Here is a 14,836-nt window from a genome sequence, read left to right as displayed (position 1 = left end):
CTTCATTTAGTACACTATATCTTAAATATGCTTATGTCCACTATGTTCGCAATTACACTGCCCTTCAACACAATCACACAAAACTTCCTTCACAGCCGTTTTCCTCTTTTCCTCTACAGCCTTTAAAATTAAGTCCAAGTCGTTAAAACTCAGTTCACTGTTCTCAATAACTTTTCCAATCATTTCACCAACTTTTGTTTTACAAATTTTATCAAAAGTTCCTAATATATAACTGTTAGCTACTTCTTTTTCCATAAAATCCGTCGAATAAATATACTTGTTCCCAATTTCCCTCTTTTTCAAAATATTCTTTTCCAGTAGTCGGTTTAACAATGTCTTTATTGTAGCCTGTTTCCAGTTCATTTTCTCACAAAGCACCTCTGTAACAAACTTGCTAGTAACTTCGCTATTTGCCCACACAACTCGCATTATTTCCCATTCTGCATCCGTTATATGTTGTTTTTTATCAATCTTGCAGCTTTCTTTCATATTCTCACCTCCTTTTATATTTACATTTGTAATCCTTTTATATTGTATAGTTTACAACAATAATCGCTTTTTGTCAAGTTTTTTATTACATTTTATAGATTGTATAAAGATATATTAATTCCAATAAAAAAAGTAAACATTAAAGGATAGATTTTTCTAGTCCTTTTTGTTATGATGAACATTATTTACAGAATAACTAAATAAGGTTAATATTAAATTTCATCTCTGCTCCTAAAAAAATTTCTTTTTTATTAATAATTTTATATATTTTACTAAAATTTATTTAAAAATATTTATCAAATATATTAAAAATTTAATGGAGATATTATGTAAATATTACTAAACAATTTTTTTCTAAAACTTATCATATTAAATAAAATATTAAATTTTACTATAAAATAATCCTCTATGGCCCCCCTTAAGGTCTCTTTCCGCTCCCGCTTCCATTTTTACTGGGCTTGTCAGCTTTACCTTAATCCGTTTGAAAGGTCTTGAGACTATTCTGATACTGGCTTTGTCAAGCCAGACATTAACCGGGCGGCCTTCGCTGTCCACATAATTTTGAGGAGGAAACATGAGTAATAATCTGCGACAGATTGCAAAGGACTTGCGATCGTTTGTAAAAAGATGTAAAGACGTACATTATTCTGACAGCCTGCTTATCTCTTTCCTGATAACAGGTCTTTTAACAATTGCCCCAAAACTTCATGCTGACGTGGCAAGCGAACAGCAGGAAGTTACGGCACAGACATACGATGCCATAACGGATCTGAGACAGTCCTTCATGCGTGCAAGACAGGAAAACGAGAGATCACTAAGAGGGGCAGAAAGCGAACTGGCTCAGCTGCTGAAGCAGGGAGATCAGGTAATAAAGAGCCCATGGGCATCATTCCAGTTTGGAACAGGATATACAAACAATGACTGGGGGACTACTTACAGAGGTAGAGGAGGAAAGTTTCTTGAATACTACAAGAGAGACAACGACTTGACCAAGTACGTGTTTGACAAGGATAAGCACTTGTATGGAGCAACTAACTTGAATATTCCGAGAAATCAGGAGCCAAATTCATTGACAATCAATCCGGCTAATATACATGAGCCTTATAAGCCTTATGTGCCTGAAAGATTGGATAATATCAATGTTCCAAAAGCTCCTAATTTAAATCCAGATCCTATGTATGCTAGAACAATTGATACCAGTGTTCCAACACAAGGTTATACTCCAAGAGTTGCATCAATTACAAATGTAAATTCAAAAGGAGCAGGAAATACTTCGTGGGGAGCTCGAAATACTTTTGATATAGCTGGAAATTTTAGAACTTATGATGGATGGAATCATACTACAGTTAATAATCAAGGTCCAGGAACTACTAGCACAACAATCGCTAATGGAACTTTACATAATGGAGTCAATTATACTATTAAAGGTCGTATGAGTGATACTGTTTATGCTAATAGTACTTCATATAATAATTGGTGGAACCCAGAAACAGAATTTAAAGCACATATTGCTTATAGTTTGGGTACACCAAACAATGGAGATCCCTACTATACGCCAGGATACAATAATTCTTCTACAGGATATGATGACATTTATGATAGAAGTATAACTAGTTGGGGACATTGGAATGGTTCTTATGGATGGAATTACGATACTAATGTAACTAATTTACGTAATAATTTGTATAGTTATTATTTAAATGCTAAAACAGAAAGCATTGTTGGAACATCAAAAACTTACAATACTTTGACAGTAACTACAGTAGGTACACCACCAGCAGCAACATATTATGGAACTTCGGCTGGGGGAACGAATGGTCCTGCTTATGGGAATGCGACAGATGCTAGAAATTGGGCATTACAAAAAACAATAGAAGAAACTGTTGGTACTAATTGGTATAATACTAATTCTTATTATAATAATTATTGGAGTAGTTTTTATATGGCTGGTAATGGAGATTATCAATCAGGATACAGAGATACTTTGATATATAATAGTACTGGAAGTGGAGCAAACTTAACAAGTCTTACTGGATATATTGGTGAAGATAATCCAGGAGGATCATTTGCACATTTGAATAATGGTACTTATACTATTTCTAGTGTTGATGTGGAACTGTATAATGGTAATTCAACTGGAAATGCAGGATATGTATTAAGTAATGGAAGTGCTTCTACTAACACTATGACATTCTCTGGAAATAGTATTGTTAGAGGATGGGGAAATAATAATGGTAATAACATAGCATTTAATATTCAAAATAACGCTGGAGGTACTTCATCAATTACTGGTCCTGTAGATGTGGTATTTTCTGGAAACAATAATTCTGTATATAAAGTTAATAATGGTACTCTAGCTTCTTTAACTATTACTAATAAGAGTGGTACTAGTGCTGTAGGAGATGATAAATTATTAGAATATAATGGTTCAATAACTGGTAAAGGTAGAATATATGTTAAAGGCGATGATAATATTGCATTTGATAACTTAGCTTATGTGGATGGAGGAAGCCTTACATTAGGTGACGTTCAAATGGGAGGAAATAATAATATAATTGTAGCTCTTCAAAATTCTGGTCAAAGTGCAGGTGCAACAGGTGTATTTGCTGGAGATATTAAAATACAAGGTGCTATGAGTGGTGGAAATTCTACTGATAAACATCTAGTTTATAATAATATTGCCATTCTTGCTTCATCTGGGCAAGGATCAGGAGTTCGTAAGTCATTCTTTATGGGAAATAATCCTGTAACAGCACCAGCGGTTAATGTTACAGATCTTAACGTAGGTTTTGGAAAATATGCAGTAAATTCTACATTAGTTTATGCAAACAATGGTACAAGAGTTAATGTAACAAATACTGCTAATAGTGGTACAATTACTGATGGTTATGACGTAGATACTTCTGGATTGACAAGAGGTTATGGCGTTAATTTAGGAGTTACATCTGAAAATACTGTTATGGGATATGCTGATGGGGAATTTGATCCTTCATTGTATCCAAACTCGCACACAACTACAGATGCTGTAAATCCTTCAACTGTTGTGTTTGATGCTCCAATAGATATGGTTTCTAGAAATGGAGTTGCATATTGGGCTAAAAATGGTGGATATGTTTTACAAGGATATAATACAACTAATAATGGTCATTCAAAAGATATACCTGTTGGTACTGCAAGAAATACAAGAGCAGGAGCATATAATTCAATAATCGCTTATGCTGATGGTCAAGCTCCACATACATCTACACTTTATATTGGACCTTCAACAATTAAGATTAATGGGAATATAATAGCTGCTGATAATCTTGTATTAAATGCTAGTTCAGGATGGACTGCTGATGATAGAAAAACAACTTATAATAATATAGGAGCCCTTGCCGTTAATGGAGGAAGAGTCCTTATTCAAGGTGCTACTGCTCAAACTTCTACAAAAGAAGATCCAGCAAATGTTAACGGATCTTTAATATATGGTATGGGTGCTTATGCTAAAGGTCTTGGATCAATAGTAGAATTTGCTAATGGAACTGATACACCTTTTGATGGTTCAACAGCAACAGCAGGTGCAGCACATGTAGTAAGTGGAGAAAATGGAGCACTTTTTGCAACTGACTATGGGCAAATTAAATTTAATGGTATCATTACTCACCAAAATAATGTTGGATTAACTGTAAACGATGGAACTGACACAAGAGGAGGAAGAGGAGCTGCGGCTTATGTTGGTACACAAAATGACCACAAAGATAAATCTCCATTCTATGTATTAAGAGTATCAAATGGAAATAATATAGGTTCTATTTCAGGTGATGAAGCAGCAATTACATTTAATAAAGATACAACAATTAATATGTATGATGGTATTTTATTAAATGGAAACGCTTATGGAAATAAATATGAAAACAATATAAACGGTGGATATGCAATTTCTGATTACCATAAAGATGTAAATAATCCTGGTTCTGGTACTGAAGGAGACAGATGGAAAGCTGCTAAATATCGTGGAATGAGCAAAGTAACTACAGAAATTAAATCTAATGATGTTGTAATTGGACTTGTTAATCAGGCAAAAGATGAAATTAAATGGGGTAGCGGACAAGCTGGAACTAGTTCAGACTTCTTAAAAGGAGTAGCAAAGTATGCTGGAGAAATGGCAGCAATTAATAATACTGCAACAGGAGCTTATGCACATGGTCATGCTGATAATCAATATCAACTTTATACAAAATTGATAAATAGCCAATTAAAGATAGATGGTCAAGATGTGGTTATTGAAGATGTTAATACAACTGGTGAAACACAATATAAAACAAGTGTAACAGGAACAAAAGGTTTCAATGATCCATTTAATGACATTGCTATGGAATCTAATAAAATAACTGTAACAGGAGCATCAATCTCAGGAGATGCAACTCATAGAGATAAAGGAAGAACTGACAAGCCTAATTATCAAGTCGATAATGTAGGTCTTGCAATGGCTAACCCATTATATAGATGGAATAATACTAACCAAAGTACTCCAGTATGGGAAAAAACAAAGAAAGAGGATTCTGGATTCTATGTTGAAAAAGGTGCAGTTGACATTTATGGTGGAAGCAATGCTAATCCTGTAACAGGTTTATTGGTAAATTATGGAACTATTAAAATAGGAAAAGATGCATCGAATAAAACTGGTTTATTTGTAGATCACGGAAATGGTATTATGGGTACTGATGGAAGTGTATTGTCACTTGAAAAAGGCAGCGAAATAGTTGTAAACGGTAAATATAAAGCCGCTGGATATGCAGCTAATAGTTCAGTAACATCAAGATCTGCGGATATTGCTCCAAGTGGTAAAAACTATGGTATCGTAGGAATTTCTGATACTCCTGTTAGCTATAATGGAACTGATAATTCAGTTAGTATTAAACATGAAGATGGTGTAATTTATGTTGAAGGAGATCAAGCAACTGGTATTTATGCTAGAAATAACAATAATGCAGATGCTTCAAAAGTTGTTATTGAATATACAAACAGCACAGCAGGTACAACAGGTATTGATGTAAGAAATAAAGATGTTGCTAGTTTAGATGCTAAAGGTATTGGTATTGCATTAGTAAATGAAAATGAAAATTATGCAGATGGTTACACAAATGCTGGTGGAACTATTAAATTAAAAGGTGACGATAATGGCGCTTTAGCATCATTTGCAAGTGATGCAACAGTAGGTTCTGCAACAAAAACAGGTGCAGGTGCTTATACAGGTACAACATTAGCTATGGGTGGAAATGATATATCGACAGGTAAAAATGGTATAGGTATTTATGCCGAAAGTGCTGATATTACATTAGATTCTAAGAAATTCACAGTACAAACTGAAGATAACGGAGTAGGATTATGGGCAATGGATGATTCTCATATTGCAGACGGTGCAAATCATCAAAAGACTTTCCAATATAACTACCACGGTGCTAATGATAAAAATGGATTTGCAATGGCATTCGGTGGAAAAAATGTTCAAGTTACAAAAGCTACAAATGACTTAGATATCAAATTTACTAACAATGCTACAAGTCCAGTAGACTTGGCTTACGAACAAGCCAAATCTAAAGTGGCTGCTGTTAATGGTGGAACTTACAAAGGAATCGCTGGTATCTTGGTAAACACTAACGATGGTGCAGATACTGTAACTAACAGAGGTAATATTGAAGAAGATTCATCATCTAAGACTAACGTAAGAGCTTACGGTGCAGTAGTCAACAAGGGAACATTCGTAAACTTTGGTAAGATTAAGCTTAACGACTCGCTAGATGCACAGGCTAGTACGCTAACTTCTGAAGATATGAAGAAAGTTAATGTAGGAATCTTTGCAAACTCTACTAACAAACTTGATACAACTATCACAAACCGTGGAGATATTACAATTGGAGATTCTACAAATAACAAGAATATCGGAAGCTGGGCTATTTACGGATATAATGTAAACACTGACTCTAAGGAAGATGGAAGCAAGTCTAAGATTACAATTAACAGAAACAACTACGGTATTTACTCTGGAGACGGAAATGTAAATATCCAGCAAACTAAGATTTTAGTAGGAAATGATACTGTAATGGGACATGTTCAAACAACATCAGGAGTTTCAACAGCGCCAGGGGCTTACCCTATTGATAGACAAAATGGACAATACTCAAATGCAAACGACTTGTTATCTAATTTAGACAAGCCAAGAGAACTTGACTCTGCAATTGGGGTATATATTGATAAAGGAAGCGTTGCAAGAAACATTAATGTAAGTGCTGACATGGATGTTGACAGATTCTCTTACGGTATCGTTATGGCTGAAAAGAATGGAGGACCTGCAACAAACGTAACAATTGGTGATGGTACTTACACTCTTGACGCAAGCGGAAAGGTTAGTTCAAAAACAGCGACAGATGCTCCGACAGTTGTACTGGCTTCCAACAGAACTGCAGGAGGGCAAGTTAAATCAACAGCCCCATCAAACCCTAAAGTTCCAGAAGAAACTAAGGAGCAGGGAAATGCAGTGTACTACTATTCAGCAGACACAGCATCAAGAGGTAAGTCATGGGCAAACGTAACAATGAACGGGGATTACAACACAGCTTACTATACTAAAGGTTCAATGGACAACTTTGGAACAATTGACCTGAGATCTAAATATGACGTTGACAACAACAACACAGCAAGAGGGTATGGAAACGTAGGTATCTTTTCGGCAAATACAAGCGCTCCGTCAACAAACTACGGAACAATTACAACAGGTATGTCTGACACTGTAAACATGGAATACTCGGCAGCGATGGCAGCAGGTAGAAACCACTACAAGACAGACGGAAACTTTGACAAGACGACAGAAGAAGGATACATCATAAACAGGGGAACAATCAACGTCAAGGAAAAAGAAGGTATCGGTATGTTCGCAACTGGTGCCGGGTCTAAGGCAATAAACTATGGTAATATTCATCTTGAAGGCGAAAGCGCAATTGGTATGTACCTAGACCGTGGAGCGATCGGGGAAAACTATGGAGAAATTGAAGGTAATGCCCAAAGCCTGAAAGGGGTAGTTGCAATTAACGGAGGATACATTAAGAACTATGGTAAGATTAATGTAACAGGATCAGGATCTTACGGAATTGTAACAGACGGTTCAAGATTCATAGTAGACGCAAACGGAAATCCGACAGAAGTGCTTGAGTCAACAGACCCAAGATACACTTCAACATCTGCAGTAACAGCAGGACAGACTAACGGAAAAGGCGGAACAGACCTTTACGGAGGAACAGAAAGCTCAATTGAGGAAGGAACAAGCGGAAATCCTAAGACAACAGGTGTCGGAACAACTATAACAGCTCCAGACATCGTGCCTATAACTAAGGTAAGCGTTGACGGAATCGACACACCGATCTTCAATGTTGAAAGTGATGCGGCAAACCCTGGAGACTGGGCTAAAAACATAACAGTAAGCAGCAGCATACAAACTGGAGGAACAAGAATAATTGACCTTTCAGCTAAGAATGAATGGGGCAACCCAGTATGGGAACATGCATACAAGGAACCTCTATCAGAAGTAACATCAATCGGAATGTATGTTGATACATCAGGAGTCAGATATACTAACCCGATTGACGGAATCCAAAACTTGCCTAAATTAGGAAAAGTTGACCTGTACTTTGGACCGGAAGCAACATTGTATACGAACTCTAAGGCAATCAGAATAGGGGATAAAGTTGATGAAAACGGAAATGTAACTAAGAGCAACATCCTAAAACCGTTTAATGATTCATTGTCAAGATTGCCTGGAGGAGCAAAAGTAAATGTTCTTTCTGCAAGCTTGACTTGGCAAGTATTGGCAAAACTAGACTCTAACAACCAATTATCAGAAATTTACATGAGTAAGGTGCCTTATCATTCATTTGCTTATGATGACGATAAATCTCTAGTAAACTTCACAAACAACCTGGATAACATCTACGAGATCGCAAAACCAGAAAGTGCTGAAAAAGTTATCTTCAACAAGCTGAACAGCCTAGGTAACGGAGAAGGGCACATACTGGCTCAAGCCTTTGACCAAATGAGAGGACACATTTATGGAGGAGTTCAGCAAAGAATTAAGGCAACATCTGATATTCTTGGCGGAGAAATTAATGGACTTAGAAGTGAAAGCAACGGTTCTAAGGACTCCAATAAATTTAAGGCATTTGGACAAAGAAACGAATACAAGACTGACACTGCAGGAATGCCTGACTGGTACAGCAACGCAGGTGGATTTGCATTCGTTCACGAAGACGAGACTGTAAGACTGGGACAGTCTTCAGGATGGTATGCAGGAGTTGTAAACAACTACTACACATTCAAGGATCTGTCTAAATCGTATGAAAACCAAGCGATGGCTAAGTTCGGAGCATTTAAGTCAATCCCGCTTGACAGCAACGGAACATTTGTCCTTAGTATTGGAGGGGACGGATTCATTGGAAGAAATGACATGAAACGTAGATTCTGGGTAATAGACCAGCAATTCAGAGCGAAATCAAGCTACTACTCATACGGTGCAGGACTTAATGCAGGGCTTGAGAAAGCGTTCGTAGTAAATGATGGATTCAGCATAGTGCCGAACTTAGGAATAAGAGCGGAATATGGAAGATTCTCATCAATCCACGAAAATGGAGACATGGCATTAAATGTTAAGAGCGATGACTACATATCAGTAAAACCAAGCGCAGGAATAGATTTCAGATACAGCCAGCCAGTATTTGACAACTCAATCTTGACAGCGGTATTGGGATTCAGATATGAAAATGAAATAGGAAAACTGTATGATGTGGAAAATGAAGCAAGAATCGTAGGAGCATGGACAGACTACTTTGGAATAAGAGGGGACAAGGAAGACAAGAGAGGAAACTTCAAGTCAGACTTGAAACTTGGACTAGACAATGGAAGATTCGGCTTCAATATAAACACAGGATACGACACGAAGGGACACAACTTCAAAGCAGGACTGGGATTGAAAGTATTGTATTAAGAAATTCATTTTTCAGGAATGCGAGGAATATTTCAAAAGAAATGAGGGGAGGGCTGCCAGAGATGGTGGCTCTTCTTTTTTTAGGAAACAAAAAAGAGCAGCCAATTGAACTGCTCTTGTTATTTTTTCAATTATCTTTTAAAAAAAATTTGGTAAAATGTCGCAATTAATATTGCAATTTATGATATCAAAAAAATATTTCAATGTTAACATATTTAAAGTTTTTCTAAATTTTCTTGAACGTGTAAAAAACTTTACTTCTGCAATATCATCTAAAATTTGAGAAATAAACCTAGTTTTATGGATATAATACGCCTTCATTCCTATTAATTTTTTTTAATAATCAATACCAACAGGAATTTTTTTCATTTTATCTCCTTTTAAAATAAACCGTTAATCAAAATAGAATTTTAGCAGTGCACGTAAATTTCCTTTTTACCCTTTAATTTTTTATTTTTTATTTCCATGCATCCCAATGAATGTGTAAAGAATGCACCACAATCAATATTATAGATTTTGTCAGTTTTTTTAGATATTTTACCATCCATATTGGGTGTATGTCCAAAATATATATATTTATTTTTATATTCTTCAAGGAGATTTTTTTTATTTATCCAAAATTTTTCGCGTGTCCAAAGAACATTTTCTCTTTCTTGGTTTTCTAGATTTTTACTCAAATCTAATCCTGCGTGAACAAAAATATTTTCATTTCCATAAATTATAAGCGGACAATTTTTTAGCCATTTTACTAGCCATTTTATTTCTGTAAAAAAATTTTCTTTATGCCATTTTTCTATATTTTTTTCCTTAAAATATTTAGAATTTTTATAAATCGAATATTCTATCTCATAATTTAATGGATAATCATTTTCTAAATCTTCCAGTAACATATCCTCATGATTTCCCAAAATAAATTTTAAATTATATCCAAGTTTTGTCATTTTCATACATTTCATATAAATTTCATAAGATTTTTTGCCTCTATCACAAATATCTCCCAAAATTAAAAGCAAATCCTCTCTTTTTAGATCAATCTTTTCAAGCAATTTTAAAAATAAGTCATATTGACCATGAAGATCAGAAATTGCAAAGATTCTACTGTAATCATTTTCATTTATTTTTTCAATCTTAACTTTACTTTCCATAAAAATCCCCCTTTTTTATATTATATATAAATTTGCTCAATAATTTATTCGTAAGTATTCAACTAAATAATTTTTTCTATAATTTTAGATTTAGTTTTTTTGATTAATAATTGTTTTTTCTTATTTTATTTATATATTTTTTAACGCAAGGGCATCAGATGGCATGCCCTTGTATCCCCATTTTACACAAAAATTAAAGAAATAATATTTATTAATAGTAATTTAACTTATTAAAAAAATTGTTTGAATACTTTTGAGATGGTTATTGAATGGCTTTATTTTACAAAAGATATGTTCGATAACCTAAGTTTTTTATCTATACAAGGGGGCAAGACCCCTTGCTTCAGAAAATTTATTTTATTAAATTTTGAGTTTGTATAGTTATCGAACAGGTCTAAATAATTTTAAAAGGCTCCAAATCCATTTACTTCCATAAATCTAAATAACATGTCATTCATAAATTTTTCATTTTTTTGTGTATCGTAGGGTAGTGTAAAGTCGCCATCCCTGTTTGTCCATAGTCTGTCGTAATAGTCTAAAATATCTTCGGAAACTTTCTGATCGTAAGCTGACATTATTTTCAGTTCATTTTCCAGATTATAGTTTCTCATATTTCTTCTTGTAAAGTTTGTAGAGCCTCCGTAAGTTATTAGATAATTCTTTTTCAGAATTGACATCATTTTTACATGGTACATTTCTTCACCTTTGTTATAAAATTTGACATCTATGTCATAGTTATGTTTTCTTGCATATTTCATTAATTCTCCAGCCGCCGCCTTATTTGGCAATCCGGCATCTGAATTATTTAATATTATCTCAAATTTTACTCCACGTTTTGCCGCCTTTCTAATGTCATTTATTATTCCTCTATCAGCAAGGAAAAATTGAGCAATGATAACTTTTTCTCCAAATTGTGTATTTTTTAACTCTTCTGAAATATCTTTAGCTGTTGCATCATTTGTAAAATATTGTATTTTCAGCTTGTCATTTGAAGAAAACGGAATTTTGCTAAAATCCTTATTTGGAAGCCTTCTTTTTAAACTTCCATCTTTTTTAGTAATTCTTGCAACTGGCTTTTCAGCATTGTAAATTTCCTTTAATATCGGTGCTGAAAATTTAAATGCTACATTTGAATGTTTTGATCCTTCTGCATGCGGATTTGCTGATGTCAGCATGGCAGTATTTTCATTCATAATTAGCTTTCTGTGATCCGCTTTTGCATTTAATGCTCTCAAAATGCTACGAATTGTAACTTTATCGGTTCCTTCATAAATTGGATTTTTTATTTTTCCACGATTTTTGGGATTTCCAAAAGGCTGTATAAGTAGTCGCCATGGTGCAGAATAAACAAGCATCGGATCTCTCAACTTCATTAAATCAACATATCCAATTTTTACTCCAGCCTGCTCCAATTTTTTATGCATCTTGTTGTCATAAGCCCCATAAAATGTATTACTTTCGTCAAGTATCAAATAAATTTCCACATTTGGGTCTTTTTTTCTCTTTTCCAGTATTTTTTCTGCAAATTCTTCTGCAAGCGGCAATGGATGCAATTTTTCTTCCACGCCTTTACCAACAAAATCATTAAACACAAAAATATCCATTAGAAAAAAATCCTGTGCCTCATCCAAAATTTTATAAGCCTGATCCCAAATTTGCCTTTCATAATGTGTTTCTCCATCTTTTTTATAAGTCAGATCATAGTAAAAATCCACATTATCCGCATTATAAACCTGACTTTTCATTGAAAGTCCTTCTGAAAGCGGAGTACAGGAAAAAGTTGCTAATAATAAAAATATAAATATAAAAATAATTCTTCTGTTCAAAATTAATTCTCCTTTTATAATTTCTTTTATCATAAATCTATTTGATAATTTATGATTTATAAATTATTACCACTTTTTTATAATTATAACAGTTTTTCAAAGTTTTTTCCATAAAAATGGAAAATAAAATTTCAGTAATTAACATTTTTATAAAATATGTTATAATAATTATGTAAAAGCCTCTAGGGAAATTTATATGATTAAAAAAATGCCATAAATTAGACTGGATTTTTCCAGTCTTTTTTGTTATAATACTTAGGTGAGTTTTCTGAATAAAATTCACAAAATATACTTGAACCTATTTAAAATAGAACTATTAAAAATTATATAAATTTAGGATTTGAGTAAGATAGTCATAGCTTTTGAGTTCAATTTTAAGGCAGTTTTACTATATTGTTATGCAATTGTAAAAGTAAAGCAATAAAGATATTGAATAACACGGAAATTTCTATACTTCTGAAAATGGCTATAAACTTTAAATTTAAGGAGGAAAAATTAACAAAAAATTTGTTAAAATAAAGAATGAACAAAATTAAGAACATTGCAATTATTGCACACGTAGATCACGGGAAAACAACTCTTGTCGACGCTTTATTGAAACAGGCGGGGACGTTTGGAGAACATGAAAAAGTAGATGAAAGAATTATGGATAGTAATGATTTGGAGAAGGAAAGAGGAATTACGATTTTTTCTAAAAATGCTTCATTTCATTATGATGGATATAAGATAAATATTGTGGATACACCAGGACATGCCGATTTTGGTGGGGAAGTACAAAGAATCTTGAAAATGGTGGATTCGGTTTTACTTCTGGTAGACGCATTTGAAGGTGTTATGCCACAGACTAAATATGTATTGAAACAGGCGTTAGAGCATGGACTTCGTCCAATTGTAGTAGTTAATAAGATTGACAGGCCAAATTCAGATCCTGATGCAGTTGTGGATTCTGTTTTTGATTTATTTGTAGATTTAGGGGCAAATGATATTCAGCTTGATTTTCCGGTAGTTTATGCATCAGCTAAAAATGGATATGCCAAACTGGAACTGGAAGATGAAGATAAAGATATGAAGCCACTCTATGATAAAATTATGGAGCATGTGGAAGATCCTGAAGGGGACGTAAATGAGCCGTTGCAAATGCTTGTTACAAATACTGAATATGATGAATATGTAGGAAAATTGGGAACTGGAAGAATTTATAACGGAAAAATTGAAAAAAATCAGGAAATTACGTTAATTAAGAGAAATGGTGACTTGGTAAATGGTAAAGTTACTAGAATTTATGGATATGATGGGCTTAAAAAAGTTGAAATGGAAGTAGCATTTGCTGGAGACATCGTAACAATTGCGGGAATTGAACAAATTGACATAGGAGAAACGGTAGCAAGTAAGGAAAATCCTAAATCATTACCATTAATTGATATTGATGAGCCAACACTTGCGATGACTTTTATGGTAAATGATTCACCGTTTGCAGGACAAGATGGAAAATTTGTAACTTCAAGAAATATTTTGGAAAGATTGCAAAAAGAAGTAAATCATAACGTAAGCATGAGGCTTGAAATGACAGATTCACCAGACGCCTTTATTGTAAAAGGGAGAGGGGAACTTCAATTATCTATTTTGCTTGAAAATATGAGAAGAGAAGGCTATGAAGTGGCAGTTTCAAAACCAGAAGTTATTTTCAAGGAAGAAAACGGACATAAAATGGAACCAATCGAACTTGCAATTATTGATGTTGCCGATGAATTTGTAGGGGTTGTAATTGAAAAATTAGGACTTAGAAAAGGTGAAATGGTAAACATGAATCAAGGGAGCGACGGCTATACAAGACTTGAATTTAAAGTGCCATCACGTGGATTAATCGGATTTAGAAACGAATTCTTGACAGAAACAAGAGGTACAGGAATTATAAACCATTCATTTTTTGAATACGGACCTTTCAAGGGGGAAGTTACAGGACGAAGAAGAGGAGTTTTAATCGCAATGGAGCCTGGAACAAGTCTAGGCTATTCATTAAATAACTTGCAGCCACGTGGAATCTTATTTATAGGACCAGGAGTAGAAGTTTACGAGGGAATGATAGTTGGAGAACATTCAAGGGAAAACGACTTAGTTGTAAATGTATGTAAAGGTAAAAAACTTACAAATATGAGGGCAGCTGGAAGTGATGATGCTGTAAAATTAGCACCTCCAAAGGAATTTACACTGGAATTGGCACTTGAATATATTGAAAATGATGAATTAGTGGAAATTACGCCTAACTTTATTAGACTTAGAAAAAAATATTTGAATGCTAATGAAAGAAAAAAACATGAAAACTCTAAAAATTAAATATTAATATAAATTAGTAGCGATGT

Annotated in this window: 5 protein-coding genes and 1 pseudogene; 2 read left to right on the top strand and 4 right to left on the bottom strand. The window is 34.0% G+C overall.

The features are described from left to right. Positions 1-21: 21 nt before the first annotated feature. Positions 22-489, bottom strand: a complete 468-nt coding sequence (locus F1564_RS02795) for a CopY/TcrY family copper transport repressor (protein WP_018451436.1) — start codon at positions 487-489, stop codon at positions 22-24. Between the two features lie 574 nt (positions 490-1,063). Between F1564_RS02795 and F1564_RS02785 the strand changes: the two genes are divergently transcribed. Then, positions 1,064-9,505 (top strand): autotransporter-associated N-terminal domain-containing protein, encoded by an 8,442-nt coding sequence (locus F1564_RS02785; protein WP_149201888.1) that lies wholly within the window; start codon positions 1,064-1,066, stop codon positions 9,503-9,505. 165 nt (positions 9,506-9,670) lie between these two features. Here the strand turns inward: F1564_RS02785 and F1564_RS02780 are convergent. From F1564_RS02780 to F1564_RS02770, 3 genes and pseudogenes are all read right to left on the bottom strand, one after another. Then, positions 9,671-9,826 (bottom strand): annotated as a pseudogene (locus F1564_RS02780) (AAA family ATPase); the annotation flags it as partial. Positions 9,827-9,915: 89 nt separating this feature from the next. Continuing rightward, positions 9,916-10,650: a metallophosphoesterase family protein gene (locus tag F1564_RS02775; protein ID WP_018450750.1), complete on the bottom strand. Its 735-nt coding sequence runs from the start codon at positions 10,648-10,650 to the stop codon at positions 9,916-9,918. 404 nt (positions 10,651-11,054) lie between these two features. Then, positions 11,055-12,476, bottom strand: coding sequence for a phospholipase D-like domain-containing protein (locus F1564_RS02770; protein WP_018450749.1), 1,422 nt, complete (start codon positions 12,474-12,476; stop codon positions 11,055-11,057). A 522-nt stretch (positions 12,477-12,998) separates the two neighbouring features. On the opposite strand from F1564_RS02770, the gene typA reads away from it, so the two are divergent. Beyond that, entirely contained in the window at positions 12,999-14,810 is a 1,812-nt protein-coding gene (typA, locus tag F1564_RS02765; protein ID WP_018450748.1) for a translational GTPase TypA, read from the top strand. Positions 14,811-14,836 lie beyond the last annotated feature (26 nt).

Origin of the sequence: Leptotrichia shahii (genome assembly GCF_008327825.1) — a bacterium.
GTDB classification, from domain to species: Bacteria; Fusobacteriota; Fusobacteriia; order Fusobacteriales; family Leptotrichiaceae; genus Leptotrichia; species Leptotrichia shahii.
This window is presented reverse-complemented; position numbering and strand designations above follow the sequence as displayed.

Bases quoted from the DNA above. Each gene is read 5' to 3' on its own strand.
- F1564_RS02795 (WP_018451436.1), bottom strand. From the start codon at position 489: ATGAAAGAAAGCTGCAAGATTGATAAAAAACAACATATAACGGATGCA.
- F1564_RS02785 (WP_149201888.1), top strand. From the start codon at position 1,064: ATGAGTAATAATCTGCGACAGATTGCAAAGGACTTGCGATCGTTTGTA.
- F1564_RS02775 (WP_018450750.1), bottom strand. From the start codon at position 10,650: ATGGAAAGTAAAGTTAAGATTGAAAAAATAAATGAAAATGATTACAGT.
- typA (WP_018450748.1), top strand. From the start codon at position 12,999: ATGAACAAAATTAAGAACATTGCAATTATTGCACACGTAGATCACGGG.